23 protein-coding genes are annotated in these 24807 nt (G+C 68.9%); 9 read left to right on the top strand and 14 right to left on the bottom strand.

What is annotated here, in order from left to right:
• Window positions 1-224 precede the first annotated feature (224 nt).
• Complete coding sequence (locus tag JOE64_RS00615) at window positions 225-566, top strand: hypothetical protein (RefSeq protein ID WP_204962474.1); 342 nt, start codon at window positions 225-227, stop codon at window positions 564-566.
• Here the strand turns inward: JOE64_RS00615 and JOE64_RS00610 are convergent, their stop codons facing one another.
• The 3 genes from JOE64_RS00610 to dnaB form a co-directional block, all read right to left on the bottom strand.
• Entirely contained in the window at window positions 567-2555 is a 1989-nt protein-coding gene (locus JOE64_RS00610) for a serine/threonine protein kinase (protein ID WP_204962473.1), read from the bottom strand.
• On the bottom strand, window positions 2552-3853 hold the full coding sequence (locus JOE64_RS00605; RefSeq protein WP_204962472.1) for an ISL3 family transposase: 1302 nt from the start codon (window positions 3851-3853) through the stop codon (window positions 2552-2554). The genes JOE64_RS00610 and JOE64_RS00605 overlap by 4 nt, the downstream gene beginning before the upstream one ends.
• A gap of 258 nt (window positions 3854-4111) precedes the next feature.
• Window positions 4112-5491, bottom strand: coding sequence for a replicative DNA helicase (dnaB, locus tag JOE64_RS00600; RefSeq protein ID WP_204962471.1), 1380 nt, complete (start codon window positions 5489-5491; stop codon window positions 4112-4114).
• 498 nt (window positions 5492-5989) lie between these two features.
• Here dnaB and JOE64_RS00595 point away from each other — a divergent pair, with 498 nt between their 5' ends.
• Entirely contained in the window at window positions 5990-6931 is a 942-nt protein-coding gene (locus tag JOE64_RS00595; protein ID WP_204962470.1) for a hypothetical protein, read from the top strand.
• Between the two features lie 80 nt (window positions 6932-7011).
• Entirely contained in the window at window positions 7012-8445 is a 1434-nt protein-coding gene (locus JOE64_RS00590) for a chaplin family protein (protein WP_204962469.1), read from the top strand.
• A 116-nt stretch (window positions 8446-8561) separates the two neighbouring features.
• On the opposite strand, the gene rplI is transcribed toward JOE64_RS00590, so the two are convergent.
• From rplI to rpsF, 4 genes are all read right to left on the bottom strand, one after another.
• Window positions 8562-9014: a 50S ribosomal protein L9 gene (rplI, locus tag JOE64_RS00585; protein WP_204962468.1), complete on the bottom strand. Its 453-nt coding sequence runs from the start codon at window positions 9012-9014 to the stop codon at window positions 8562-8564.
• Window positions 9015-9026: 12 nt separating this feature from the next.
• Complete coding sequence (gene rpsR / locus JOE64_RS00580; protein ID WP_005054609.1) at window positions 9027-9281, bottom strand: 30S ribosomal protein S18; 255 nt, start codon at window positions 9279-9281, stop codon at window positions 9027-9029.
• Between the two features lie 68 nt (window positions 9282-9349).
• Window positions 9350-9862 carry a single-stranded DNA-binding protein gene (locus JOE64_RS00575; RefSeq protein ID WP_204962467.1) on the bottom strand — a complete coding sequence of 171 codons (513 nt, stop codon included), beginning with the start codon at window positions 9860-9862 and terminating at the stop codon, window positions 9350-9352.
• A 6-nt stretch (window positions 9863-9868) separates the two neighbouring features.
• The gene (gene rpsF, locus JOE64_RS00570; RefSeq protein WP_239531812.1) at window positions 9869-10207 is read right to left on the bottom strand and encodes a 30S ribosomal protein S6; all 339 of its coding nucleotides are present in this window, start codon (window positions 10205-10207) and stop codon (window positions 9869-9871) included.
• A gap of 309 nt (window positions 10208-10516) precedes the next feature.
• Between rpsF and JOE64_RS00565 the strand changes: the two genes are divergently transcribed.
• Window positions 10517-11722 carry a hypothetical protein gene (locus JOE64_RS00565; RefSeq protein ID WP_204962465.1) on the top strand — a complete coding sequence of 402 codons (1206 nt, stop codon included), beginning with the start codon at window positions 10517-10519 and terminating at the stop codon, window positions 11720-11722.
• Window positions 11723-11732: 10 nt separating this feature from the next.
• Here JOE64_RS00565 and JOE64_RS00560 read toward each other — a convergent pair whose 3' ends face one another.
• Both JOE64_RS00560 and JOE64_RS00555 read right to left on the bottom strand, forming a co-directional pair.
• Complete coding sequence (locus JOE64_RS00560) at window positions 11733-12383, bottom strand: TMEM175 family protein (RefSeq protein WP_204962464.1); 651 nt, start codon at window positions 12381-12383, stop codon at window positions 11733-11735.
• Window positions 12384-12503: 120 nt separating this feature from the next.
• Entirely contained in the window at window positions 12504-12902 is a 399-nt protein-coding gene (locus JOE64_RS00555; RefSeq protein WP_204962463.1) for a VOC family protein, read from the bottom strand.
• Between the two features lie 674 nt (window positions 12903-13576).
• Here JOE64_RS00555 and JOE64_RS00550 point away from each other — a divergent pair.
• The 4 genes from JOE64_RS00550 to JOE64_RS00535 all read left to right on the top strand — a co-directional run bounded on the left by JOE64_RS00550 (window position 13577) and on the right by JOE64_RS00535 (window position 17137).
• Window positions 13577-14482, top strand: a complete 906-nt coding sequence (locus JOE64_RS00550; protein WP_204962462.1) for an ABC transporter ATP-binding protein — start codon at window positions 13577-13579, stop codon at window positions 14480-14482.
• A complete protein-coding gene (locus JOE64_RS00545; RefSeq protein WP_204962461.1) occupies window positions 14479-15294 on the top strand; it encodes an ABC transporter permease in 816 nt (271 codons plus the stop codon). Before JOE64_RS00550 ends, JOE64_RS00545 begins: the two co-directional genes overlap by 4 nt.
• A gap of 74 nt (window positions 15295-15368) precedes the next feature.
• Entirely contained in the window at window positions 15369-16535 is a 1167-nt protein-coding gene (locus JOE64_RS00540) for a sensor histidine kinase (RefSeq protein ID WP_271202461.1), read from the top strand.
• Entirely contained in the window at window positions 16532-17137 is a 606-nt protein-coding gene (locus JOE64_RS00535) for a response regulator transcription factor (RefSeq protein WP_204962460.1), read from the top strand. The genes JOE64_RS00540 and JOE64_RS00535 overlap by 4 nt, the downstream gene beginning before the upstream one ends.
• A gap of 299 nt (window positions 17138-17436) precedes the next feature.
• Here the strand turns inward: JOE64_RS00535 and JOE64_RS00530 are convergent, their stop codons facing one another.
• The 3 genes from JOE64_RS00530 to JOE64_RS00520 all read right to left on the bottom strand — a co-directional run bounded on the left by JOE64_RS00530 (window position 17437) and on the right by JOE64_RS00520 (window position 20015).
• The gene (locus JOE64_RS00530; protein ID WP_204962459.1) at window positions 17437-17820 is read right to left on the bottom strand and encodes a DUF779 domain-containing protein; all 384 of its coding nucleotides are present in this window, start codon (window positions 17818-17820) and stop codon (window positions 17437-17439) included.
• A gap of 11 nt (window positions 17821-17831) precedes the next feature.
• Window positions 17832-19379 (bottom strand): acetaldehyde dehydrogenase ExaC, encoded by a 1548-nt coding sequence (exaC, locus tag JOE64_RS00525; protein ID WP_204962458.1) that lies wholly within the window; start codon window positions 19377-19379, stop codon window positions 17832-17834.
• A gap of 153 nt (window positions 19380-19532) precedes the next feature.
• Complete coding sequence (locus tag JOE64_RS00520) at window positions 19533-20015, bottom strand: MarR family winged helix-turn-helix transcriptional regulator (RefSeq protein ID WP_204962457.1); 483 nt, start codon at window positions 20013-20015, stop codon at window positions 19533-19535.
• A 40-nt stretch (window positions 20016-20055) separates the two neighbouring features.
• Here JOE64_RS00520 and JOE64_RS00515 point away from each other — a divergent pair, with 40 nt between their 5' ends.
• On the top strand, window positions 20056-20922 hold the full coding sequence (locus JOE64_RS00515; RefSeq protein WP_271202462.1) for a DMT family transporter: 867 nt from the start codon (window positions 20056-20058) through the stop codon (window positions 20920-20922).
• Window positions 20923-20949: 27 nt separating this feature from the next.
• On the opposite strand, the gene malQ is transcribed toward JOE64_RS00515, so the two are convergent.
• The gene (gene malQ, locus JOE64_RS00510) at window positions 20950-23121 is read right to left on the bottom strand and encodes a 4-alpha-glucanotransferase (RefSeq protein ID WP_204962456.1); all 2172 of its coding nucleotides are present in this window, start codon (window positions 23119-23121) and stop codon (window positions 20950-20952) included.
• 250 nt (window positions 23122-23371) lie between these two features.
• Window positions 23372-24703 (bottom strand): GAF domain-containing protein, encoded by a 1332-nt coding sequence (locus tag JOE64_RS00505; protein ID WP_204962455.1) that lies wholly within the window; start codon window positions 24701-24703, stop codon window positions 23372-23374.
• Window positions 24704-24807: the final 104 nt, after the last annotated feature.

The following is a 24807-nucleotide window of genomic DNA, read 5'->3' as shown; positions in this document are numbered from 1 at the left end:
CGGGCCTCGGAGACGAGGCTCGGCTAAGAAACCGACGTCGCCAAGCGCGCCCAGTCGCGAAGTCCATCCAGCTCGCGGTGCTGGACTTCTGCACCTCTTTCAGGACGCTCGATGACTTGCGAGAGTGGGCACCCCGCGGTCTGTCGTCTCTGAGGCGAGAAGCAATAGATCCGCTTATCGATCAGGGTCTGCTCGTTCTCGCCGGGTCTCGATACCGTACGAGGGTGCGACCGAAGGACCCGTTTGACGAGCTCATTGCCGTCGAGTTGAAGCTCCGAGACGCGCGCCGCGGCATTGCTCAAGCGACCGCGTATCGAACGTTTGCGGATCGCAGCTACCTCGCGCTTCCGCGCGAACGTGTGCGGACAGAAGCCCTCGGCGCGGCTCGTCAGGCTGGCGTCGGGCTACTCGCCGTGGGGTCGAACACGGTCGAGATTCTCGTCGACGCACCCACCCAGTCGACATCGACGCCGGCGAGACGCCGCATCGCGAGTGAGCGTGTGCTCGAGGCGAGTATGGATAGCTCCCGGCTGGGCGGGTCGCAGGCTCCTAGCCTCGCCGTCTAACTAAGCCAGGACTTCCGCCCAGCCTTCGAGGAAGGCCGGGCCTTCACTCGGGAGCCGAGTCGGAGGCAGTTCGCGATATCGCTCCGTGGCAACGTCGACCCAGGTTCGAAGGCGAGCGATCCTCTGTCCGGCGGGGAGGGTCGCCAGTTCGGAAACCTGGCGCGACTGTGCGATGAGGTTGTGCTGCAGGAGGAGGATGCGTTCCTCGGTACTGAGGTCATCCAAGCTGGGATTGCCGTCGAGGAGTGCCGCAGCCTGCGGCGTCCCCAGCTCCACGTATTCGGGCCGACGAGCACGCATGAGCAGGTACGCCTCGATTGACACCAGATTCACGAGCCCCGGTATGTAGATGCGGTCAAGAGATCGCCCACCCGACGTCTCATCCTCGGGATGCGGTGTCATGTTCATCAGGTTCCCCGAGACGCCGGTGGACCATCCTTCCGCTCCGAGAGCAAGGAGCAACAGTCCGCTACTCGCTCGTCGTCCGACGATCACCGGCGTTCCGGCTTCCCGGAGTACGGCGATGAGATCGCGAAGGCCACGCAGCGTGTCGACATCGCCGAGCGGTCCGAACGGCGCCTGTGTAGTACTCAGCAACAGGTGGACGCCTCGCCACTGCCGAGCCGTGAGGGCCGTCAGTAGGAGATCGCGCTGCCTCTCATTGGCGAGCCAGCTGGAGTGCACGGCGACACCAAGCCACATCGAGGTCACCTGCCCGCGCTGAGTAAGGAGCGCCTCCGTCAGTCCTGCGCAGGCCACGGATTCGGTGAGCCAGCTCTGCTCGTTCTCGGCCGCGTAGAAATATGGCGAGACGATCGCGTCAGGTTCGTCGGCCGTCACGGAGTCGAGCACGTTGGTGCAAAACTCTCGACGCGAGGTCTCATCTGAGAACCCGGTTAGTACGGGCGCCGAACCGTACGGGAGCTTTCGGAAGCCTGCCGGTCGAACGGCGAGGGGACTCCGGACGTAGTGAGTGACCGGATCCACGATCGCCTCAGCTCCGACGTCATGTGCAGCGTCAACGAACTCACGGACTCGTGAACCTGCGCGGATATCGATGACCACTCCGTGCGGTCGGAGCGCGGAGAGAAAGCCGTTTTCGGCGTAGTTCTTGACCTGCCCGATGTTCAGCAGAAAGCGCTGGGGGCTGGTCTCGATGGTCGACGCCGACTGCATCGACGAAATCGCGAGTGTGAGGTCTGTCAGAAGCTCGCTGACTTTGAGATATCGCCTGTGCGGCTGCTTGTGCAGCATCCTCTCGACGACATCCGCGACGGCCGAGGGAATCTCCGGGTCGATGGCTCGTATTGGTTGAGGTGTCTGCACTGCGGGCGCGCGCCATCGATCGATGAGGCTGAGTGCGTAGAAGGGCTGCACGTTGGTCAGGAGTCGGTAGGCAAGCGCGCCGATGACGAACTGATCACTACGCCAGTCGCCGTGGACGGGGGACGAGCCAACCTGCTCAGGGCTCATCCATCCCGGCGTTCCGGGGGTTGGCAACGCGGTGTAAGACTCATCGTCTACGTGACGAGCCAACCCCAAGTCGACGATGACCGGCCTGCCGTCAGCGTCGAGGATGATGTTGTTCGGGCTCAGGTCTCGATGCGCTGTGCCTTGGGCCCAGATCGACGCGGCCGCATCGGTTAGCCGGCTTATCAAGTCGAGCGCTTCGAGCGGAGTGAAGACCACTCCGGCCCCGAGCTCGGCCCCAAGAGACCTACCCTCGATGAACTCCATCCGAATCCAGCAGTAGTCGACTCCCTCGAACTTGTGAACGCCATGAGCGAGGAATTGCACGACTCCGTCGTTCGTAACTCGTTGCAGAGCATTGAGTTCTCTGTCGACACGCTCACGCTCGGAGAGCCCCGGATCGATGATCTTGAGGGCTGTTTGCCGGTCACCCTCTCGGATTCTGAAGGTGCAGGCGAATCCGCCCGTGCCGAGGTGGGCTACCTCATCCGCGAGGGGAAAGAGGCTCTTCGGAATCAAGGGTGTAGGGAGGGTCTGAAACCTCCGGCCTCGAGCAGGCTCCTGGCTGTGTAGTTCGCGAGGTTGCGGAAGCCGAGCGCGGAGCCGCGGAGATGCTCGAGTCGGCCGTTGATCGCCTCTGTCGGACCGTTGCTCGTGCCGGCCAGGTCGAAGAACGCGAGGACGTCCGCGGCGCGCTGCTTCAACGTCCGACCGAGCCGGCAAATCTCGGCCAGCATCGCGGGGACGCCACTGCTGACGGAATCGATCACCGCCCGCATCATCTCCTTCGCCTTGTTCTTGTCGGGTTCGCGGTAGGCGGCGACGATGCGCTGGTAGATGCCCCAGGTCGCTTCGACCTCGACGTGCTCCTCGGCGGCGAACACCGCGTCGAGCCGCGCGGTCTGCTTCTCGGTGAGGAAGCTCGCGCCGGTGTGGAGGGTGCGGCGGACCCCGTAGAGCGGGTCGCCGGCGTGACCGCGGTGCCCGAGGGTGTCTTGCTGGACGCGCTGCCGGGTCCGGTCGAGCGCGTCGCCGGCCAGGCGGACGACGTGGAACGGGTCCATCACCGGAACCGCGTCGGGGAGCTCTTCGGCCGCGGCCGTCTTGAACCCGGAGAACCCGTCCATCGCGACCACCTCGATCCGGCTCGACCACTCCGCAGGCCGGGCGGCGAGCCACTCCTTGAATACCTGCTTCGACCGGCCCTCGACCATGTCCAGCAGCCGTGCGGGACCTGTCTTGTTGCGGGCGGGCGTGAGGTCGATGATCACGGTCACGTACTTGTCACCGAACCGGGTGTGACGCCAGACGTGCTCGTCGACGCCGATCGTGGTGACGCCGTCGAACCTGGCCGGATCGTCGATCAGCCGCCGCTTGCCCTCGGCGAGGATCGCGGTGTTCGCGGTGTGCCACGACACCCCCAGGCCTGCCGCGGCGCGGGAGACGGTGAGGTGGTCGACCACGATCGCCTTCAGCGCCCACCCGACCCCGCCGCGGGAGATCTTCGCCCGCCGCGCCGCCGCGTTCGTCGTGTCCTGCCGCCAGGTGCGGCGGCAGTGGCCGCACCGGTAGCGGCGCACCCGCACCAGCAGCGTCGTGGGCCGGTGACCGAACGGCTCGTGCGCGAGCGGACGCGTCACGGTGTCGCGCGGCACGCCCTCGGCGCCACACTTCCGACACCACGGGTCATCGTCAACGACGCGGCACTCGAGTACCGCCCGGTCGGGCTCGATCAACTGGCCGATGGCTTCGAGGCCGAGCTCATCGAGACGGCAGAACGTGGTGAGGTCAGGGGTCGCGAACGTAGGGTGGTGCAAGTCGAGGTCTTCCGGCAGATGGGCAGTGTGAGAACTTCCATCCTGGAAGACCTCGACGTCTATCCGCGAACCAGCCGCCGACCCTCGACTACACCCTCAACTGCGAAGAGCCGGGAAAGAGGGAAATGGCGACTCGTTCGAGCAGCGTGCGATCGGCTGGCAAGTTCTTTCCTTACATCGTCCGAGGGGATGAGTTTTCAAATTTGCAAGTCGTTTGAAAACCGTCGTGGAATTCGCAACTCTCACCGAGAACCTTCACTACCCGAAGTCCCCCGGAGCCATGTCAGTGAACCGTGAGAAGTGTCCCTGGAACGCAACAGTGACGGTGTCGGTGGGGCCGTTGCGGTGCTTGGCGACGATGAGGTCGGCTTCGCCGGCGCGGGGGCTGTCTTTCTCGTAGGCGGCCTCGCGGTGCAGCAGGATCACGATGTCGGCATCCTGCTCGATCGAGCCCGACTCACGCAGGTCGCTGATCGCGGGCTTCTTGTCGGCACGCTGCTCGGCGCCACGGTTCAGCTGCGACAGCGCGATGACCGGCACCTGCAGCTCTTTCGCGAGCAGCTTCAGTGCGCGCGAGAACTCCGAGACCTCCTGCTGGCGACTCTCGACGCGCTTGCCCGAAGTCATCAGCTGCAGGTAGTCGATGACGACCATCTGCAGGCCCACGCGCTGCTTGAGCTTGCGGCACTTCGCGCGGATCTCGACGAGCGTCATGTTCGGCGAGTCGTCGATGTACAGCGGCGCGTCGTTGATGCGACCGCGGGTGGAGGCGATCGTCGTCCAGTCGCGCGAGTCGAGGGTGCCCTTGCGCATCGACTGCAGCGGCACGGCGCCTTCGGCGCTCATGAGCCGCATCGCGATCTCGCTGCGGCCCATTTCGAGCGAGAAGAAGATGGTCGGCTTGTTGTTCTTGATCGCGGCCGCGCGCGCGAAGTCGAGCGCAAGCGTCGACTTACCCATCGCGGGGCGCGCCGCGACGACGATCATCTGCCCCGGGTGCAGCCCGTTCGTGAGCTGGTCGAGGGCGGCGAAGCCGGTGGGGATGCCGGTCATCTGACCATCGCGGCCGCGGGCCGCCTCGATCTCCTCGATCGCGGCGCCGACGGCGACCTCGAGGGCGACGTAGTCTTCGGCCTGCTCGGCGCCGGTGACCGAGTAGATCTCGGCCTGCGCGTTGTTGACGAGGTCGAGCGCCTCACCCTGGCCGTTGTAGCCCATCTGCACGATGCGGGTGCCGGCCTCGACGAGGCGGCGCAGCAATGCCCGCTCGTGCACGATCGACGCGTAATAGGCGGAGTTCGCCGCCGTCGGCACGATCGAGGTCAGCGAGTGCAGGTAGTCGGCTCCGCCCGAGCGCAGCAGGTCGCCTGTCTTGATGAGCTCGTCGGTGACGGCGACGACGTCGGTGGGCTCGCCGTGCGAATAGAGGTTGAGGATTGCCTCGAAGATCAGCTCGTGCTTGGGCACGTAGAAGTCGGTGCCGCGCAGCGACTCGACGACATCGGCGACGGCATCCGCCGACAGCAGCATGCCCCCCAGCGTGCTCTGCTCAGCGAGAACGTCGTGCGGCGGGGTGCGCTCGTTACTCCGGTTGGGGATGCCACCGAGGCGCTCCTCAGAGATGTCCGCAATCGACATGCATCGCCTTCCTCACCCGTCGCCTCGGCCCGCCCCTCCGAGCCACACGCAACGCTAGGCACGCCCTCCGACACCCGCAAACCGGCCTGTGGATAACTCTGTGGAGAGTGCGGGAGAAACGCCGGGATGCCTGTGTATGGAACCTGTGGAAAGCTCGGCAACACGCCGACGCAAGAGAATGGAATGATGCTTTTGACCAGGCGTTTATGATCCCACAGCCTGTGGATGAACAATGTGATTGAAGTGTTGGTTGAAGGTTGACCTTCCACCGACGACCTGGGGAGAACCTGGGGGAAGAAGGCTTACGAAGACACGTTTGTCAAGTCGGCACCGGACCCTTGCGTGTCGCGCCGACAGACCCGCTTCGGGCGGTCCACCATGACTTGTCGTTCCGGTGAGGGTGTGGACGCACGCGGATCACGGCGGTATCGTCGGTGCACCAGGCACTCCATGTGTCGGCGAGAGCCGGCATCCGACATTCGTCGTGGGAGGTGAATTGTGGACACGAACGCAACCGGCGCGACCCTCGGCTCATCGAGGCTGCTCGCCTTGACCATCGCGGGGATCGGTGCCGCATTCGTCTGGTTCCTCCTCTCGCTCGTGATCGGCGCGCCGTCGGCGCATGCCTCCGACGAAGACCGCAACCCCCTCGGCTCCCTGGTCTCGCAGGTCACCGCCCCCGTTGCTGAGCTGACCACCCCCGTCCTCCAGCCGGTCGCCGACGTGGTCGCACCCGTCGTACAGCCCGTCGCCGACGTCGTGCAGCCCGTCGCCGACACGGTGGCACCCGTCGTGGACGCGGTGACCCCGGTCACCGACGCCGTGCTCGAGCCACTGGCCCCCGTGGTCGCTCCTGTGACCGATGCCGTCGGCGACGTGGTGGCTCCGCTCGCACCCGTCGTCGCCCCGGTGATCGACGCGGTCCGCCCCGTGACGGATGCCGTCGCACCCGTCGTCGACCCGGTGATCGCTCGTCTGCAGCCGGCCGTCACGCCGGTGACGACCACCCCCGCGGCGCCCTCGGTCACGACGTCCGGACACGGCGCCGCAGCGGCGTCGACTCCCGGATCCTCCTCCGCCGACGGCATGACGCCGCTCGCGGTCAGCCCGTCGATCGCCATGGTGGCGGCGTCGGGATCGGGGGCAGTCCTCTTCGTTCCGGCTCTCACCGAGGTGATCGGCATCGCCGGGGCGACTAGCGAGGCCGCATCCGCCGTGTTCCCGGCGGGCCCCGCGGCGCCTGCGCCGTGGCATCCGTTCGGCCCTGCGCCCGACTCTTCGGTCTTCTTCTCTTCCGCGTCATCGATCGCGCTCGGAGCGAGCGCCGTGCTCGCCTTCGGACTTCTCGCCGCACACCGTGCCTGGGTGCGCCGTGGCCGTCCGGGAGACGACTCCGCCCTCCCTGCGCCGATCCTCGGCACCGACGTCTCACCCGACTGACGGGGGTGCGGCCGCCTCAGGCGGCATGCATCCACCCGCGCGCCGCGGCGCGCACCCACACCCTCAGTCAAGGAGACATCATGAACACCATCGTTTCGCGCGCCCTGTGGGGCACGCTCGTCGCCGGCGGGATCACCCTGCTCGGCGCTACGGTCGCCCAGGCGGCCGAGACCACCGGTCACGACGGCCTGCTGTCGGGCACGCAGGCCCTCATCTCGATCGACGCTCCCGTCACCGTTGCCGGCAACGCCGTCTCGGTGCTGGGCGACGCGACGTCGACGGATGCCACGACCACCGCACCGGCCGAGGCTCCGCTGCCGACGATCTCCACCAGCGGAGACGACGGCATCGGGTCGGGCTCGCAGGCGCTGATCAGCGTCTCGCTGCCGGTCACCGTGGGCGGCAACGCCGTCTCGGTGCTCGGCGACGCGACGTCGACGGATGCCACGACCACCACACCGGCCGAGGCATCCGCAGAGCCTGCCACCGTATCCGCTCCGACGTCCGAGGCGGCCGCCCCGGCCGTCGACGCCGTCACCAGCGGTGAGGACAGCATCCTCGGCGGCACCCAGGTCATCGCACCCGTCCACGTGCCCGTGACGATCGCCGGCAACGCCGTATCGGTCATCGGCGACGCCACCTCGACCGGAGCCACAACGACGACCGGCACCGGCACCGGCACCGGCACCGGTGCAGGCGCCGGCGGCATCGACGCGACCACAACCGGCGAGGACAGCATCCTCGGCGGCACCCAGGTGATCGCACCCGTCCACGTGCCCGTGACGATCGCCGGCAACGCCGTGTCGGTCATCGGCGACGCCACCTCCACCGACGCCACAACCACCACCGGCAACGGTGCAGGCGCCGGCACCGGCACCGGCACCGGCGGCATCGACGCGACCACGACCGGTGGGGACAGCATCCTCGGCGGCACCCAGGTCATCGCACCGATCACCGCGCCGATCACGATCGCCGGCAACGCGCTTTCGGTCATCGGCGACGCCACCTCGACCGGAGCCGCCACGACCGGCGGCGCAGGACACAACGGCGGCGCGATCACCGCGGTCACGAACGGCGCGGGCAGCATCCTCGGCGGCACCCAGCTGATCGCACCGATCAGCGCTCCGATCACGGTCGCCGGCAACGCCGTCTCGGTCATCGGCGACTCCACCACGACGAACCCGACGACCGGTCCGTCGAACCCGACCAACCCGACCAACCCCCCGAACCCGACGAACCCGACCAACCCGACCAACCCCACGAACCCGACCGGTCCGACGGGTCCCACCGGTCCCACCGGTCCCACCGGTCCGACGGGCCCGACCGGTCCCAGCGGCTCGACCTCCGGCACGCACGTCGTGACGGTCGGCACTTCGGCGGCGTCCGCGGCCATGCCGGCGGCCTCGCTCGCGCAGACGGGTGGCGCGCTGAACTACCTTCCGCTGGCCGCAGCGGCGGTGGCGATCCTGCTGGGGGTGATGCTGACGCTCCGTCGTCGCTCGCGCATCGAGTGAGCCCCGGCACGGGGGTGCCGGTGACGTGCCTGGAGCCGGCACCCCCACGTCCGCGGAAATGACGAATGCCGCGACCGTCCCGAAGGACGAGTCGCGGCATCCGTGCGCGCAGCGAATTACTTCGCGGCGACCACCTGCAGGGTGATGACGGCGGTGAGGTCGTCACGCAGGCGAACGGTCGCCTCGTGCTCGCCCACGGCCTTGATCGGCGCGGTGATGTGGATCTTGCGCTTGTCGAGGTCACCCAGACCGGCCGCCTGCACGGCGTCGGCCACATCGGCGGGCTTGACGGCGCCGAAGAGGCGACCTTCCTTGCCGGCCTTGACGGTGAGCTTGACCTTGGCCGCCTCGAGGGCGTCCTTGAGCGCCACGGCCTCTTCGTGCACGTGGATCGCGCGGGCGTCACGGGCGGCGCGGATGGACGCCACCTGCTTCTCGCCACCGCGGGTCCACGCCACGGCGAAGCCCTGGGGGATGAGGTAGTTGCGGGCGTACCCGTTCTTGACCTCGATGACGTCGCCGGCGCTTCCGAGCCCGGCAACCTCGTTCGTGAGAATCAGCTTTGCCATGATGGGTGCTCCTTAGCGGCCAGCGCCGGCGTAAGGCAGGAGCGCCATTTCGCGCGCGTTCTTGATCGCCTTGGCGATCAGACGCTGCTCCTGCACCGAGACACCGGTGATACGACGGGCACGGATCTTGCCGCGCTCCGAGATGAACTTGCGAAGCGTCGCGACATCCTTGTAATCGATGACGCCGACGCGGATCGCCTTCGCGGGAGCAGCGTTCTTCGCGCCCTTCCGCGGCTTGCGGCGATCGCCGGTAGCCTTTCCAGCCATTGTTTTCCCTTACGTGTGAACGGATGCCGGAGCATCCGGAATCTCTGTGGTTCCTGAGCCCGAGGGGATCAGAACGGTGTGTCGTCGCCGTACGAGCCCGGAGCGCTCCACGCGTCCGGAGCGGCGGAACCGGGGGTCGCCCACGGCTCCTCCTGCTGCTGCACCTGCGGGCGAGCCTGCTGGCCGCCGCCGAAGCTGCCGCCACCGCCGGAACCCGATGCGGCGCGGGTGACCTGCGCCGTCGCGTACCGGAGCGAGGGGCCGATCTCGTCGACCTCCAGCTCGATCGCGGTGCGGTTGTTGCCCTCGCGGTCCTGGTAGGAGCGCTGCTTCAGGCGGCCGGTCGCGATGACCCGCATGCCCTTGGTCAGCGACCCCGCGACGTGCTCGGCGAACTCGCGCCACACCGATGCGCGGAGGAACAGCGCTTCGCCGTCCTTCCACTCATTGGCCTGACGGTCGAAGTTGCGCGGCGTCGACGCGATCGTGAAGTTCGCGACGGGCAGGCCGTTCTGCGTGTACCGCAGCTCGGGGTCTGCCGTGAGGTTTCCCACGACGGTGATGATCGTCTCGCCGGCCATCGTCCGTTACGCCTTCGCTGCCTTGCGGGCTGCCTTGGCCTCGGCACGCTCCTTCTCGGCGGCGACCTGAGCGATCGCCTCCTCGGCACGGAGGACCTTGGTGCGCATGATCTGCTCGTTCAGCTTCAGCTGACGGTCGAGCTCCTGCGTGGCGGCGCTGGTGGCGGTGAAGTTGACGACGGCGTAGATGCCCTCGTTCTTCTTCTGGATCTCGTATGCCAGGCGGCGCTTGCCCCAGACGTCGACGTTCTCGATAGAGCCACCATCTGCGGTGATGACCTTGAGGAACCCGTCGAGCTTGGGGGCGACCTGACGCTCGTCGATCTCGGGGTCGAGGATGACCATGAGCTCGTACTGGTATGAGTGCGTCACTAACCCACCTCCTTCGGACTAGAACGGATGCCGGGCATTTCCCGGCATCAGGAGGGTTGATGCACGTGTCCGAGCACACACCGGAACCGGTGCAGGCAGACGGACAACCACAACAGTCTACCCGAGCCGGACCGCCCGGACCAATCCTGTGGGCGTGACCGAATGAAAGGACCTCTCCGACTCAGTCCTCGTACCGCCGGCACTCGCCGTGCTGGTCTCCGGTGCGAGCATCCTCACCGGAGTCGTCTCGTCATCCGCACGCTGACGTCGTAGCGTGGCGGCATGAGCGCTCCTTCGACGCCCTCCGTGCCGTTCGACGCCCGGCCACTCACCGAGCCCGTCGATCGGGCGACCGCCCGCGCGTACGTGCGCGAGCTTCGGCGCACCGGCCGCGCGCCCCGGCAGAACCCGGTCGCCGTCGTCCTCGCCGTGACTCTGGGCGCGGTGATGCTCGTGATGTTCCTGTCCGTGTTCGGCGCGATCACCGCGGTGGTCGCCGGCGCGGCCCGGTCCGCCGGGGGTGGACTGTTCGCCGCCGTGCCGTTCTTCTTTCTGCTCGTCCTGCTCGCGATCGTCGTGCTCGTCGTCGTGCGGGTCGTCCGCGCCGCGAACGGCGCACGCTGGTACCGACTCGACCGGTTCGCGCAGGCGAACGGCATGACCTGGTACCCCGAGGCGAACGATCCGCCGCTGCCCGGCATGATCTTCGGGGTCGGGCACTCTCGACGGGCGACCGACATCGTGCGCGGCGAGCGCCCCCGCCTCGTCGAGTTCGCCAACTACTCCTACAAGACGGGGTCGGGCAAGAACGAGACGACCTCGACGTGGGGCTACGTCGCCGTGAAGCTTGCAACCCCGCTGCCGCACATCGTGTTGGATGCCACCGGCAACAACAGCGTGTTCGGGTCGAACCTGCCGGCATCCTTCGACCGCCATCAACGCCTCGGCCTCGAAGGAGACTTCGACCGCTACTTCACCCTGTACTGCCCGGCGGGGTACGAGCGCGACGCGCTGTACCTGTTCACGCCCGACGTGATGGCGCGCTTCATCGACACCGCCGCGGCGCTCGACGTCGAGATCGTCGACGACTGGTTGTTCCTCTACACGTCGCGCGAGGCGTCCACCGTCGATCCGGCGACGTGGGCGTGGCTGTTCTCCGTTGTGCGCGCGATCCTCGACAAGCTCGCGCAGTGGGAGCGATGGCGAGACGATCGGCTCGACAGTGGGGCGCGCGAGGTGCGCGAGGTGTCGTCGATGGTCGCGGGAGCGCCCTCCGACCCGGCGGGGGCAGGGATTCCCGTGAGTGTCGGCCTGCCGTTCGCCGCTCCGACGGCCGCGCTGCGCCCTCCGGGCGTCGCCGCTCCCGGGCGTCGCCTGCGTCAGGGCGTGCCGTGGCGGTTCATCGTGCTCGGCGCGGGCGTGCTGCTGCTGTTCGTGCTGACGCAGATGGGGGCGTTCGCCGGCATCCTCGGCGCGGTTCTGCGATGAGGCGGGGGTCTCACGCCTTGCCGCGGGGCATCATCCGACGCACGACGAAGCTCACCGGTCCGACGGCGAACATGAGGAACAGGGCCGCGTAACCCAGCGGCGGGACGAGCAGCGACAGTCCGAGAGCGGCGGCGAAGAGGAGCGAGGTCGCGATGTCGACGGAGAGGCCGCGGCGCAGCATCGGCACCGACAGGTCGCCGAAGTCGTCGTGGTGGCGCAGAAGGAATAGTCGCACCGCCATCGTCGCCAGCGCGGTGAAGACCATGCTCCCGATGTAGATGATGCGTGTGAGGCTGTCGGCACTGGGCATCCGCCCCGACAACGCCGTCGCCACCGGAAGCCACACGATCGACACCAGCCACGGCATCGTGAGCCACAACAGGCGAGGACTGACGCGTTCGACGTCCGAGAACATGCGCTGATGGCCGAACCAGAACATCGCGATGAGGGCGAAGCTCAGCAGAAAGCTCGTGAGCTGCCAGTTGTGCTCGGTGAGCCAGTCCAGGGCCGACCCCTCACTCTGCGCCGTGTCCGCGACGCTCTCCATGAGCGGCAGGATCAGCAGCGTCATCGCGATGGCCACGACCGCGTCGATGAACGCCTTCGGTCGTTCCGCCGGGTAGAGGATCGCGTCTTCGTCGTCGGTCTCCGGCTGCGCCATGGTCAGATGATAGCTGCGGGTTCGTCTGCGGCTGCCGCTGCTTCTGGTCGCGCCCGGCGGCGCCGTTGCTCGGGCTGTTGCGCGCGCCGTCGCGCGCGCACAGCCCCGTGCGAGCGCCTCTCAGTCCGCGCCGAGCGGAGCGTAGAGGTCGACCGAGTTGCCGTCGGGGTCGAGGATCGTCGCGTACCGCTGACCCCAGAAGGCATCCCACGGGGCGACGTGACCGGCGTAGCCCGCCGCGACGAGACCGGCGTAGACGTTGTCGACCTCTTCGGGCGCGGCGAAGGCGAAGGCCAGCGCGATGCGGTGCCCTCCGGATGCCGGTTCGTAAGCAGGATCGAAGGTGCGGATCGTGTCGACCGTGTCCCAGGCGAGGGCGACGCCGCCCTCGAGCACCGCGTCGACGTGCGGGGCGTCATCCTGCCCCTCGTCGATGTCGACGCCCAGCGCGCGGTAGAACGCGAGCGACGCGGCCATGTCACGCGTGACGATGCCGATGAAGCCGAGTGTCAGTGCCATAGGGCCCAGAGTAGGACCCCGGTCCGACTCCGTGGGGTGGGTGGGGGGCGGGGCGGGGCGCTGTGGCGGGTGGCGGGGTCGTGGGCCGGGTGGGTGGGCAGGCGGGTGATGGGACGGGTGGCGGGGCGCTGGGGCGGATCGCGGATATGGCCGGCGGCGAATCCGCTGAGTATGTCCCACTTTCTGTCGTTACAGACACCTCAACCGCTGACCATGTCCCACTTTCTGTCGCTCGGGACACCCCGCAACAACCGAAAGTGGGACATCCCTCGCAGAAATCGGGACATGCCCACTCGCAGGCCGTCCAGTCACACTTTCTGTCATCCCGGACTCCTCGCCGGCCGAGCATGTCCCACTTTTCGTCGCTCAGGCTGTCCCGCAACGACCGAATATGGGACATCCACCGCAGAAAGTGGGACATGCCTTCCCCAGCCGGGCATGTCCCACTTTCTGTCCCTCGGATGCCTCACAGGCCGACCATGTCCCACTTTCTGTCGTTCGGGACACCCCGCAACAACCGAAAGTGGGACATCCCTCGCAGAAATCGGGACATCCCTCGCAGAAAGTGGGACACGGCCCCGCACCGGCGCGGGCGGCACCCGTGACGAATGTCACCCCGGGGTTGTGACGGGCGTGTGAGGGGTGGCGACGGCATCCGCGGGAGAGTCGACGACATGGAGAAGAACCAGATGAGCCTCGCGGTCGACGCTGAGGGACTGCGAAAGAGCTTCGGCGCGGTGCACGCGGTCGACGGGGTGGACCTGCGCGTGCGACCGGGCGAGATCGTCGCCTTCCTCGGCCCGAACGGTGCCGGCAAGACAACGACTATCGACATGCTGCTCGGGCTGTCCGACCCCGACGCCGGCACGGTGCAGGTGTTCGGCGAGTCCCCCCGCGCCGCGATCTCGCACGGCCTCGTCTCGGCGGTGCTGCAGACCGGTGGACTGCTGAAAGACATCACGGTGCGCGAGACGCTGGCCCTCACGGCGAGCCTGTTCGCCGACACCCGCCCGATCGACGAGGTCATGAGCCGCGCCGGCATCACCGAGATCGCGGGCCGCCGCGTCGGGTTGTGCTCGGGCGGCCAGCAGCAGCGCCTGCGCTTCGCGATGGCCCTGCTGAGCGACCCCGGCCTGCTCGTCCTCGACGAGCCGACGACGGGCATGGATGTCGAAGGACGCCGCGCGTTCTGGGGCGCCATCCGCGCCGACGCCCAGCGGGGCCGCACGGTGCTCTTCGCGACGCACTACCTCGACGAGGCCGACGAGTACGCCGACCGCATCGTGCTGATGAGCCGCGGGCGCATCGTCGCCGACGGCACCACCGCCGAGATCAAGAACCTGGTCTCGGGGCGCGTCGTCCGCGCCTACCTGCCCGGGGCCGACCCGGCGCGCCTGGCATCCCTGCCCGCCGTCGACGACGTCGAGTTCGCCGGCGACCGCGTCAGCATCCACACGAAAGACTCGGATGCCGTCGCGCGCTACCTCTTGACCGAGACGCCCGCCCGCGACGTCGAGATCATCGCCCAGAACCTCGAGAGCGTGTTCCTCGCCCTCACCTCCGAAGGAGCATCCGCATGAGCACCGCAGCCACCACCGATCGGGTCGCCCTCGATCGTCGCGTCCCGCCGTTCGGCGGATTCAACCTGACCTATCTCGCCATCGAACTGAAGCGGCGCCTGCGCAACCGGCGCACGATCTTCTTCACGATCGCCTTCCCCGTCGTGATGTTCGTCCTCATCGGCCTGCCGATGCGCGACCAGCAGCTCACCGAGACCCCGATCGCCCAGGGCGGCGTGTCGGTCGCGGCGTACATCATGGTCTCGATGGCGATGTACGGCGCCATGATGTCGGCGACCCAGACCGGCGCCGCGGTCGCCGTGGAGCGCGCCCAGGGGTGGAGCCGCCAGCTGCGCCTCACTCCACTGAACCCGCTCGTGAACATCCTCATCAAGATGATCGCCGGAATGGTGCTGGGCCTGCTCGCCGTCGCCGCGACGTACGCGGCCGGCGCGATCAGCGGCGTCGAGCTGACACCTCTGCAGTGGATCGGCACGGGCCTCGTCGGATGGCTCCTCGCGAGTGCCGTGTTCACGACGCTCGGCCTGTTCGTCGGCTACCTCATGCCGAGCGAGAACGCCGCACAGGTGACGAGCCTGATCGTCGTGTTCCTCTCCTTCCTCGGCGGACTCTTCTACCCGCTGAGCAGCATGCCCGACTTCATGCAGACGATCGCGCACTTCACGCCGGTCTACGGCATCGGCGAACTGGCACGCGCGCCGCTCACGGGCGAGGGCTTCGACGCGACCTGGCTCATCAACGCGCTCGTCTGGCTCGTGATCTTCATCGCCGGGACGACCTGGGCGTTCCGCCGCGACACGAAGCGCGTGTGACCGGGGCATCCCGCGACGGCATGTCCGGCCCTGCGGCATCCGGCCACGGCGAACGCACCTCTACAGTGAGGACCGTGCCCCCCGCGACCGACGGCGAGACCGCAGACCGATACCGAGGCCCGGGCTGGATGATCCAGCCCGGGCCCGGCGGCGCGCCCCGGACGGTGCGCGAGGTCCTCACCGCGCGCGGCGCCGTCCGCTGGTACTCGGGCGCCGCGGTCTCGCTCGTCTGGCTGTTGACCGCCGTGCCGACCCTGACGACGCAGCACGGTGCGTTCGCGGCGATCCCGATCATCCTCCTCGTCGTCTTCGCGATCGGATTCCTCATCGGAGCCCCGCTGTCGTGGTCGGCGCAGAGATCGCGACGCCTGATCCCCGCCGCCGCACTGTTCGCCCTGTCGTTCACCCTCTTCCCCTGGCTCGGGTGGGAGGTGCGCGGGTTCTGGACCTACGTCGGCGTCCTCGTCGGCATGGCGATGATGTCGGTGCGCCTCACCTGGCTGTTGCTGTTCGCCCTCGCCGCCGCAGCCCTGTTCTCCGGAGCCGCCCTCGTCGGCTGGCAGGACGAGATCCTCTGGGTTCCCGCGATCCTCATCTCGATCTCCGCGATGATGGCGGCCTTCGCCCGCAATATCGCCGCGATCAACGAGCTGCGTGCGACGCAGCACCAGATGGCCGTGCTCGCCGTCGAACGCGAACGCAGCCGTGTCGCGCGAGACCTGCACGACATCCTCGGTCACTCGCTCACCGTCATCACGGTCAAGACCGAGCTGGCCGGTCGGCTGATCGACGTCGACCCCGAGCGGGCGCGCACCGAGATCGGCGAGGTCGAGGCCCTCGCCCGCGGAGCGCTCGTCGATGTGCGGGCGACGGTCGCCGGCTTCCGCGGCGTGAGCGTTACGGGCGAACTCGCCGGGGCGCGGGCCGCGCTCACGGCAGCGGGAATCGAGGCCGACCTTCCCGGTTCGGTCGAGGCCGTCCCCGCAGAGAGTCGCGAGCTGGCGGGGTGGGTCGTCCGAGAGGGCGTCACGAACGTGCTGCGGCACGCGCAAGCCGCGCGGTGCCGCATCCGCATCGACGAGCGACGGGTGACGATCGACGACGATGGCATCGGCCCGAGCTCCCCGACGGACGGCGGCTCGGGACTCGCGGGCCTGCGCGGCCGCGTCGAGGCCGCGGGCGGGCGGATGTCGGTGGGCCGCAGCGACCTCGGCGGGTTCTCCCTGCGGGTGACGCTGTGATCCGCCTGCTGATCGCCGACGACCAGGCCCTCGTCCGCGGCGCTCTCTCCGCTTTGCTCGGACTCGAGGGCGACATCGAAGTCGTCGCGGAGGTCGGTCGCGGCGATGAGGTGCTGGATGCCGCGCGGCGGACATCCCCCGACGTCGCCCTCCTCGACATCGAGATGCCGGGCATGGACGGCATCTCGGCGGCGGCGGCGCTGCACGCGGCGCTTCCGGCCTGCCGCTCGCTGATCGTGACGACCTTCGGGCGGCCCGGGTATCTCACGCGCGCGATGCGCGCCGGGGCATCCGGGTTCGTCGTCAAGGACACGCCCGCCGCACAGCTGGCCGACGCCGTGCGCCGGGTCGCCCAGGGCCTGCGCGTCGTCGACCCGGCCCTCGCCGCGGACTCCCTCGCGCAGGGGGTGTCGCCGCTGACCGAACGTGAGACCGATGTACTCGCCGTCGCGCGCTCGGGCGGCTCGATCGCCGACATCGCGAGCGCGCTGCATCTGAGCGAGGGCACGGTCCGCAACCACCTGTCGAGCGCGATCGGCAAGACGGGGGCGCGCAACCGCGCCGACGCCGTCCGCGTCGCCGACGAGAATGGGTGGCTCTAGGCATCCATCGTGCGCGCCGTTCCCCGCGCGGCCCTCGGCGCCAGTCTCCGACACCACCCCCGGTCGCGAGAAACCACATCCGTCGCGAGAAACACCGCAGGGGATGGTTTCTCGCGACGGAAACGATTTCTGAGCGGATGCCACGCGGCATCCACCTACTCGTCACAGTCTCGGCACGGCGAAGCGGCCACGACCGCGCCTGACGCGAGAAACCCCTTCCGTCGCGAGAAACACCGCAGGGGATGGTTTCTCGCGACGGAAGGGGCGTGTCGACGGATGCCGGGCGGCGACCGACGGCGTCAGAGCAGCTCGAACGCTGCGAGCTCGTCGGCGTCGAGCATCCGCGACCGGATGAGGAACCGCTTGCCCGTCGGTCCCTCCACGCTGAACCCGGCCCCCCGACCGGGAACGGCGTCGATCGTGAGATGGGTGTACTTCCAGTACTCGAACTGGGATGCCGACATGTACACCTCGATCGGATCATCCAGACCCGCGTCGATCGTGCCGAGCAGCACGTCGGACGGCCCCGTGATGAACATGCCGATGGGGTAGCACATGGGCGCGCTGCCGTCGCAGCATCCACCCGACTGGTGGAACATGAGCTTCCCGTGCTGCGCCGTCAGTTGGCGCAGCAGAGCCGCCGCGACATCCGTCACGGCGACCCGGCTGGCAGTGGTGGTCATGGCTCGTCGGCTCAGAAGAAGCCCATCGCGCCTTCGGCGTACGACACGAGCAGGTTCTTCGTCTGCTGGTAGTGGTCGAGCATCTTCAGGTGGTTCTCGCGCCCGATGCCCGACTGCTTGTATCCGCCGAACGCGGCGTGCGCGGGGTACTGGTGGTACGTGTTCGTCCAGACGCGGCCGGCCTCGATCGCGCGCCCGGCGCGGTACATCGTGTCGGCCGACCGGCTCCAGACACCGGCACCCAGGCCGTACAGCGTGTCGTTGGCGGTGTGGATGGCGCCGTCGAAGTCATCGAAGCTCGTCACCGAGACGACGGGCCCGAAGATCTCCTCCTGGAAGATGCGCATGTTGTTCTGACCCTCGAAGACCGTCGGGGCGACGTAGTACCCGCCCGACAGGTCGCCGCCGAGGTCGACCCGCTCGCCGCCGGCGAGGAGCTTCGCGCCCTCGGCCTTGCCGATCTCGATGTAGCTGAGGATCTTCTCGAGCTGGTCGTTGGATGCCTGCGCGCCGATCATCGTCGCCGGGTCGAGGGGGTTGCCCTGGATGATCTTGCCGACGCGCTCGATGCCGTCGCCGAGGAACTGGTCGTAGATCGAGCGCTGGATAAGAGCGCGGCTGGGGCACGTGCAAACCTCGCCCTGGTTGAGGGCGAAGAAGCTGAAGCCCTCGAGCGCCTTGTCGTAGTAGGCATCCTTCTGTCGCGCGACGTCTTCGAAGAAGATGTTGGCACTCTTGCCACCGAGCTCGAGGGTGACGGGGATGAGGTTCTGCGAGGCGTACTGCATGATGAGGCGGCCGGTGGTGGTCTCACCCGTGAAGGCGACCTTGCGGATGCCCTTGTGCTGCGCGAGCGGGGCGCCCGCCTCGATACCGAAGCCGTTGACGATGTTGACGACGCCGGCCGGCAGCAGGTCGCCGATGATGTCGAAGAGGAAGAGGATCGACGCCGGGGTCTGCTCGGCGGGCTTCAGCACGACGCAGTTGCCGGCGGCGAGGGCCGGGGCGAGCTTCCACGTCGCCATGAGCAGCGGGAAGTTCCACGGGATGATCTGGCCGACGACGCCGAGCGGCTCGTGGAAGTGGTACGCCACCGTGTCTTCGTCGATCTCGCTGAGCGATCCCTCCTGCGCACGCAGGACGCCGGCGAAGTAGCGGAAGTGGTCGACCATCAGCGGGATGTCGGCGGCGAGCGTCTCACGGACGGGCTTGCCGTTCTCCCACGTCTCGGCGACGGCGATGCGCTCGAGGTTCGCCTCGATGCGGTCGGCGACCTTGTTGAGGATGACCGAGCGCTCGGCGGCGGTGGTCTTCTTCCAGGACTGGAAGGCCTTCCACGCGACGTCGACGGCCCGATCGATGTCTTCGGAGGTGCCGCGACCGACCTCGGTGAAGGGCTTGCCGGTGACGGGGGTGATGTTCTCGAAGTACTGACCCTTGATCGGCTCGACGAACTCGCCGCCGATGTAGTGGCCGTAGCGGGGGCGATACTCGGCGATCGACCCGTGCGAGCCGGGTGCGGCGTAGACGCTCGAGACGCCTTCTTCGACGATGGTCATGATGTCTCCTTCGACAGTCCATGAGTGGCGGCAGCAGCGCCGCTTTTCGGATGCCGCCGAAGCTACGCTCCGCAACGTTGCATCTCGTTGCATCGCCCGGCTCGCGCCAAGCCGGCACACGAGGCGCCGTGCGACGCAACCGCGGGAGCGCGATCAGAGCGCAGCGAGCCACCGCCGGGATGCCTCGCGCAGCGCATCGGCGTCGGTCGGGTCGATGAGTGCGATCAGGCGGTGCTCGTTCTCGAGATGGGCGGTGACGGCCTCATCGATGAGACGCCGGCCCTCGTCGGTCAGGCGGATCAGACGTCGGCGCCCGTCCCCCGGGCTTTCGCCGCGGACGACCAGACCGCGGTCGATCAGTCGGTCCACGCGTTTGGTGAGGCCCCCGGTGGTGACCATGGTGTGGTCGGCGAGCTCGCCGGCGGCCAGCTCGTACGGCGCGCCCTCTCGACGGAGTGCGGCGAGCAGGTCGAACTCCGCCTCGCTGAGTCCGAAACGCGCGTACACGGCGAGGATCTCGTCGCTCAGTGCGTGGACGAGCCGGTAGAGGCGACCGATCACGCCCTGGGGGCTCGGGTCGAGATCGGGGCGCTCGCGACGCCACTGCTCCTGGACGCGGTCGACGTGGTCTCTCACCCCATCGAAGATACCTTCCCTGGAAGCTATAGTGTCTTCCGTGGAAGATAAATCAGTTCGCTGGGTGCTGCTGACCGCGATCGCTCCTATCGCGTGGGGCAGCACCTATTTCGTCACCCGCCATCTCCTGCCGCACGACGCCGCGCTCTGGGGCGCCGTCATCCGCTGTCTCCCGGCCGGGCTGCTCGTCCTGCTGGTCACCCGACGCCTTCCACGCGGATCGTGGTGGTGGCGCTCCTTCGTCCTCGGAACGTTGACCGTCGGAGGTCTCAACACGCTCGTCTACATCGCGGCGCAGCGACTGCCCTCGAGCGTCGCCGCGACGATCATGTCGACCTCGACGGGCGTGTTTCTGCTGCTCAGCTGGGTCATGCTGCGCCAGCGCCCGGCGCTGCGCGCCGTCGTCGGCGCCGCGCTGGGCATCCTCGGCGTCGTCGTGATGCTGCAGCCCACCGAGTCGGGCGGCGCGCTGGACGGGTGGGGCATTGCGGCATCCGTCATCGCCATGCTGTCGTCGTCGCTGGGTTTCGTGCTGACGCGGCGGTGGGGAGCGGATATCGCCCCGCTGTCGATGACGGCATGGCAACTGATCGCGGGATCGCTCGTCATCCTGCCCGTCGCCGTCGCCGTGGACGGGGCGCCGCCGACGCTCGACGCATCCGCGCTGGTCGGCTTCGCGTACGTCATCGTCGTCGCGACCGCTCTCGCCTACACCGCCTGGTTCAGCGGTCTGACACGGCTCCCCGGCGCCGTCGTCGGCATCCTCGGGCTGCTGAACCCGGTCACGGGCGTGCTGCTGGGCGTCGTCCTCGGCGGCGAGTCGCTGACCCCCCTGCAGGTGGGCGGTCTCGTGCTCGTCCTCGTCGGCGTGGTCGTCGGTGCTCTCGCCCCGGCGCGACGGAGGTGATCCGCACCATCGTGCGCCGAGCGCGCGTCAGATGCGGGCGTCGACGGCGGCGAGCAGCGAGGTGAACCGCGCGCTCTGCGCCAGATCGTCGAGCAGCACGACCCGGCCATCGGGTCCGGCGAGCGGGATCTGCCAGTTGGGGTATTCCGTCGAGGTGCCCGGCTGATTCTGCGTGCGCCGCTCGCCGACCGCATCCACCAGGGCGACCCCGAGCAGGCGTGAGGGCGCGGCGGTGATGAAGACGTTCAACGCCTCGATCACCTCGGCCTCGGTGGGCGAGTCGCCGATGAGCCCCCGCTCGCGCAGCAGGGCGAGCATCGTGGCCCGCTCGGCATCGGCCTCGGCGAGCTCCTCTTCGACCGGGCGCGTCAACAGTCCGAGCCGCGCGCGTAGCGCCACGTGCTCGTCGGCGAGGTAACCGGCGGTCGGCGGCAGGTCGTGCGTGTTCACCGTCGCGAGCAGAGCCTCGCGGTACTGCTCCGGAGGGCGGAAGCCGTCGCCCTCACGCTCGAACCACAGCACGCTCGTGCCGAGGATGCCCCGCGCCGACAGGTAGTCGCGCACCCACGGTTCGACGTTGCCGAGATCTTCGCCGATCAGGACGGCGCCGGCCCGCTGCGCCTCGAGCATCAGCACGCCGATCATGGCCTCGTGGTCATAGCGGACGTACGTGCCCGCCGCGGGTCCGAGGCCCGCGGGAATCCACCACAGCCGGAAGAGGCCGATGACGTGGTCGATGCGGAGCGCCCCCGCGTGCCGCAGAAGGGTCCGGATCATGTCGCGCAGCGGCGCATACCCGGCCTCGGCGAGCGCCGCCGGCAGCCACGGCGGCTGATTCCACGTCTGCCCCTGCTGGTTGTACATGTCGGGAGGGGCACCCACCGCGATGCCCGGGGCGTACATGTCGCGCAGCGACCAGGCATCCGACCCCTGCGGGTGCACGCCGACGGCGAGGTCGTGCATGACGCCGATGGACATGCCGGATGCCGTCGCGGCCGCCTGGGCGCGCTCGAGCTGCTGGTCGGCGATCCACTGCAGCCATACGTGGAAGGCCACACGATCGGCGAGCTGCTCGCGCAGCGACACGACGAGCGGCGACGAGATGTCGCGCGCCTCGACGGGGCGCTGCTGGCCGGCGAAATGCTCTTCGAGCGCGCACCAGAGCGCGAAGTCCTGCAGCGGCTGCCCCTCGCGCGCGGCGAACGCCGCGAGTTCGGCGCGGCGGGCCGCCGACAGCGGCGCGGCGAAGATCACCTCGAGCGCGGCACGCTTGGCCGCCCACACCGCGTCGCGATCGATCCGCTCGGGGTCGGTGTCGCCGGCGGCGACCGGGGTGCGCGCGGCCTCGACCAGCGCGCGCTCGGCGGGGGCGAGGTAGGCCACCTCGCGGATGTCTTCAGGACGCACGTACAGCGGTGCGAGAAAACGCCGGGTCGCGGGCAGATACGGCGACGGCTCGATCGGACTCGTCACCTCAGCGGCGTGGACGGGGTTCACGAGCAGGAAGTCCGCTCCGCGCTCCCCGGCGAGCGCGGCGAGATCGCCCAGGTCGCCGAAATCGCCCATTCCCCAGGAGGCATGCGATCGCACGGAATAGAGCTGGGCCATCAGGCCCCAGCCCCGGTGCCGTCCGGGCCGGGTCGGCGGCGCCGGCATCCGTTCCGGCGTGACGACGAGAGGCGCGGACGCCGTGCGCGACGGCTCACCCCCACCGAAGGGGCTCTCGGTGGCGTGCACGGTGTGCCATCCCAGCGGCAGATCGGCCGGGACGGGAATCTCGAGCCGCCACCGCCGCACGCCGTCGACCTCGTGCGAGGTCGGCTGCTGATCGGGGATCGCGAGATCGCGCCACGACCCGTCCTCGAGGCCGACGGACAGGCGCACGTCATGACCGTCCCGCACATGCACCACGAGGGTGCCCGTGCCGGTCCGGGCGACCGTCGACGCGGGCAGCAGCGCGCGCCACGGCTCGTCCTCAGCCGTGACGAGGGCGGCGGCGATGGTGGCATCCGTCGTGGCATCCACACCCATCGCCCGCAGGGTCGCCCGGAGCGTCGTCGCCGGCACCTTCACCCGTTCGCCGAAGAACGACCAGTACTCCGTCGCGATGCCGTGAGCCTCGGCCAGCCGCACGAGCGCGGGCGAAGCGGGAGCCTCGGGAGAGTCGGGAGTGTCCGGGGTGGGGGTGTCACCGGTCATGGGGATGCCTCCGTCCGCGCCCGTCTGGGTCTGCGCCCATCCTGTCACGCGCCACCCCCGCGGCGCGGCCCGCACGGCTCCTGCTCCTGCTCCTGCTCCTGCTCCTGCTCCGAGAAACCACATCCGCGCCGAGAAATCATCCCTGCACGTGGTTCTCGCGCTCGATGTGGTTTCTCACGGATGCGACGCGGATGCGGCCAGGCGCTGGCGCGACGCGCGGAGGCGGAGCGCCGGAGGAACGTGCCCGAGGTCAGGAGTCGAGCTTCTCCAGCCGGGCGACGAGGCCCGCCCGGCGCGGGGAGCGCACGGGCAGCATTCGGAGGGCCAGGCGCAGCACGTCGGCGTCCTCGGCGCCGTCCGTCGTGTCGGTGTAGGCGAGAAGGACGTCGACGGATGCCTCGCTCATCAGCGCCTCGCGCAGCGCGAGCCGTACTGAGTCGCGGAACTCCTCGACGCCGGGCGCGGTCGATTCCGGCAGCACCGGACCGCGGTAGGCGGCGAGCGCGACGCGATGCGCGCCCCGGTCGAGAAGCGAGACCACCTGGCTCGCGTCGGTGTGCAGCTCGGCCGGCAGCCGGTACGGCCTCGAGGTCGGCACGAGGTGCGGCGCGAGCCGTTCGAGGACTTTCCGCAGACGGACCATCTCGGGCCGCAGGCTGCCCTCGCCGGCATCCGTGCCGTAGATCAATTCGGTGAGCCGCTCCGCGGACAGTCCCTGCCGGTGCACGGCGAGCATCAGCAGAATCTCGGCGTGCCGTCCCGACAACTCCGACGTCGTCTCGCGCGTGGGCCCGGTGACCTCCAGCAGTGCTCGGTCTCGACCGAGCACACGCAGCGTCGCGGACTCGGGCGCGCGGGCCGCCCCGCGAGAGGTGGCGCGCCCGACCGCGATCGGCGCGGTCGCCGCGGCACGCGCGCGCAGGCGCGCCACCAGCAGCTCGCCCTCGACGGCACGCGCCGTGGCATCGACCAGCAGTTGCGCCTGCGGTGTCGCCGCCTCCGGGCCGCCGGTGACGTCGATGACACCGAGCAGGCGCCGTGTCTCGGGGTCGTGCACGGGTGCGGCGGTGCACGACCACGGCTGCACGAGCCGGTTGAAGTGCTCCGCCCCGTGGATCTGGACCGACCGACCGAGCGCCAGCGCGGTTCCGGGGGCGGAGGTGCCGACGACCTCCTCCGACCAGTTGGCGCCCGCGACGAATCCCATGTCACCCGTCAGCGTGCGCACGCGCCGGTCGCCCTCGACCCAGAGCAGCCGTCCCGTGGCATCCCCGACCGCCACCACGACACCCGCGTCGGCGTCGGGCTGCAGCAGACCCCGGATCATGTCCATCGCGCCGGCGAGGGGGTGAGCGCTGCGATACGCGTCGAGCTCGTCGTCGGTGAGGTCGAGGGGCGGCAGCCCCTCCGCCCCGACGAGGTGGGCCAGTGACCGGCGCCACGAGTCGCGGACGAGACCTCGGATCTGTGCCAGACGGGCATCCACCGCGTTCCCGCCGACCAGTTCGTCGTGGGCGCGCTCGATGATCAGACGCGACGTCTCGGGCGAGACCTCGCGGCGCGACGACCAGGACGACGGCACCGGCGACTCCGATCAGCGATGGGGAGGTGCCGTCAGTCTAGATCGCGAGCCCCGGTGTTTCTCCCGGGCTGCCTCGATTCGACCTGTGGACACGTCGTGAGGGG

Origin of the sequence: Microbacterium dextranolyticum, assembly GCF_016907295.1 — a bacterium.
Lineage (GTDB): Bacteria > Actinomycetota > Actinomycetes > Actinomycetales > Microbacteriaceae > Microbacterium > Microbacterium dextranolyticum.
The sequence above is the reverse complement of the archived record's forward strand: the minus strand, read 5'-3'. Positions and strand labels throughout refer to the sequence as shown.

Coding starts and splice junctions, on each gene's coding strand:
- JOE64_RS00560 (WP_204962464.1), bottom strand. CDS start 12,383: ATGGCGCAGCCGGAGACCGACGACGAAGACGCGATCCTCTACCCGGCG.
- dnaB (WP_204962471.1), bottom strand. CDS start 5,491: ATGTCGATTGCGGACATCTCTGAGGAGCGCCTCGGTGGCATCCCCAAC.
- rpsR (WP_005054609.1), bottom strand. CDS start 9,281: ATGGCTGGAAAGGCTACCGGCGATCGCCGCAAGCCGCGGAAGGGCGCG.
- exaC (WP_204962458.1), bottom strand. CDS start 19,379: ATGACCATCGTCGAAGAAGGCGTCTCGAGCGTCTACGCCGCACCCGGC.
- JOE64_RS00530 (WP_204962459.1), bottom strand. CDS start 17,820: ATGACCACCACTGCCAGCCGGGTCGCCGTGACGGATGTCGCGGCGGCT.
- malQ (WP_204962456.1), bottom strand. CDS start 23,121: ATGACCGGTGACACCCCCACCCCGGACACTCCCGACTCTCCCGAGGCT.
- JOE64_RS00575 (WP_204962467.1), bottom strand. CDS start 9,862: ATGGCCGGCGAGACGATCATCACCGTCGTGGGAAACCTCACGGCAGAC.
- rplI (WP_204962468.1), bottom strand. CDS start 9,014: ATGGCAAAGCTGATTCTCACGAACGAGGTTGCCGGGCTCGGAAGCGCC.
- JOE64_RS00565 (WP_204962465.1), top strand. CDS start 10,517: ATGAGCGCTCCTTCGACGCCCTCCGTGCCGTTCGACGCCCGGCCACTC.
- rpsF (WP_239531812.1), bottom strand. CDS start 10,207: ATGGTCATCCTCGACCCCGAGATCGACGAGCGTCAGGTCGCCCCCAAG.
- JOE64_RS00550 (WP_204962462.1), top strand. CDS start 13,577: ATGGAGAAGAACCAGATGAGCCTCGCGGTCGACGCTGAGGGACTGCGA.
- JOE64_RS00545 (WP_204962461.1), top strand. CDS start 14,479: ATGAGCACCGCAGCCACCACCGATCGGGTCGCCCTCGATCGTCGCGTC.
- JOE64_RS00555 (WP_204962463.1), bottom strand. CDS start 12,902: ATGGCACTGACACTCGGCTTCATCGGCATCGTCACGCGTGACATGGCC.
- JOE64_RS00590 (WP_204962469.1), top strand. CDS start 7,012: ATGAACACCATCGTTTCGCGCGCCCTGTGGGGCACGCTCGTCGCCGGC.